2 protein-coding genes are annotated in these 1,610 nt (G+C 72.5%); one reads left to right on the top strand and one right to left on the bottom strand.

What is annotated here, in order from left to right:
• A partial coding sequence (locus tag AB0C29_RS47480; protein WP_360834838.1) for a BTAD domain-containing putative transcriptional regulator occupies positions 1-1,228 on the bottom strand: 1,228 nt, incomplete at its 3' end.
• Positions 1,229-1,420: 192 nt separating this feature from the next.
• Here AB0C29_RS47480 and AB0C29_RS47475 point away from each other — a divergent pair.
• Positions 1,421-1,610 (top strand): hypothetical protein (locus tag AB0C29_RS47475; RefSeq protein WP_360834836.1); only part of this gene is annotated, 190 nt, incomplete at its 3' end.

Genomic DNA, 1,610 nt, shown 5'->3' with positions numbered 1-1,610 from the left:
GGCGCCGGGCCGTGACCAGCACCTTGCAGCCCGTCCCGGCCGGGACCAGCGGACTGATCTGCGCGCCGTCGGCCGCGTCGTCGAGCACGACGAGCATCCGCCGGTCGGCCAGCAGGCTCCGGTAGAGCGCGGCCCGCTCGGCCAGCGACTCCGGCACGACCGGTGCGTCCAGCGAGCGCAGGAACTGCGCCAGGATCTCCGCCGGGGTGGCCGGGTCGGCCGAGGTCCCGCGCAGCTCGGCCCAGAGCTGGCCGTCCGGATAGTCCGCGCGGCGCTGGTGCGCCGCCCGCAGCGCCAGCGCGGTCTTGCCGATGCCGCCGGGCCCGGGCACCACCATGACCCGGTACGGCGAGTCGGGCCCGAGCAGCCAGTACAGCTCGGCCACCAGCGGGTCCCGGCCGACCAGGCCCGGCGGGGCGGCCGGCAGCTGCTTGGGCACCGTCGGCGCGCTGCGGACCGGCCGCTCCTCCAGCGGGAACGCCCGGGCCACGGCCTCGTCGTTGCCGCCACCGATCGCATAGGCCAGGTCCCGCAACTCGGCGTCGATGTCACCGACGGCCGCCCCGAAATCCCGCTTGTACCGCTCGTACGCGTCGACGGCCTCCGCCCGGTGCCCGCTGTGGTAGAGCGCCACCATCAGCAGCTTCTGCAGCTGGTGGTCGGTCGGGAACTCGGCCGCGATGCGCTGCAGGTCGTCCAGGACGCCGCTGAAGTCACGCCGCCGGGTCAACAGCGTGAACAGGCGCACCGCGAGCCGCTTGCGCCGCTGTTGCAGTGCCCGGACCAGCGGGGCCAGCATCGGCGCGGACACATTGGACAACGGCTGCGGCCCGCGCCACAGCCGCAGGGCCTGCCGGAGCAGCTCGGCCTCGTCCCCGGGACCGTCCTGTTCGTCGGCCGCGGCGGTCAGCTTCTCGAAGGTGAGCAGGTCGAGGTCGTCGTCGCCGGCTCTGAGCTCGTACCCGAAGCGGGGATGGGTGACGAGGTCCTGGGCGTGCCCGATCGGCCGCAGCAGGGCCCGCAGTGCCGACACCGCCTTGTGCAGCTGGGCCTCCGCGACGTCGGCCGTGCCCCAGCCCATCCGCAGCAGGTCGCCGTGCGACAGCCGCTTGTTCGGCTGGACCAGCAGGGCAGCGAGCACGTTGAGCTGCCGTCCGGGCGGCAACCTCAGCGGTTGCCCGCTGCGTGGGTCTCGTATCTCCAGCTCACCCAGGACCCCGTAGATCACGTAGTGGACCTCCGCCCCTCACACCGCGTTGATCCCCCGCTCTCCGACCGTAGAAGGCACCGGCAGTTACCGCCAGCGCCGAACGGGTTACCGCGGAGTCCGGGTAGTCATTCGGAAGCACTTCGGTAGCCGGTCGTGGCTGAATTGCGCCACGTCATCGTCGGATGACGGACAGTGTTGAGGTGACCACAGATGATCGACCACCGTCACGGCAGCCTGGCCCGGATCGTGGACACGGAACGGCGCCCGTTGCGGCCGATCGGGACGTCGGCGTACGAGGTCGCGCGGCGGACCGGTGAGCTGCTGACCGGTCTGCTGCGGCTGCCCGGCGTCCGGCTCTACCAGGGCGTACGGCTCAACGGCGACCCGCCGTTGCCGTACG

Source organism: Actinoplanes sp. NPDC048791, assembly GCF_040650095.1.
GTDB lineage: Bacteria > Actinomycetota > Actinomycetes > Mycobacteriales > Micromonosporaceae > Actinoplanes.
The sequence above is the reverse complement of the archived record's forward strand: the minus strand, read 5'-3'. Positions and strand labels throughout refer to the sequence as shown.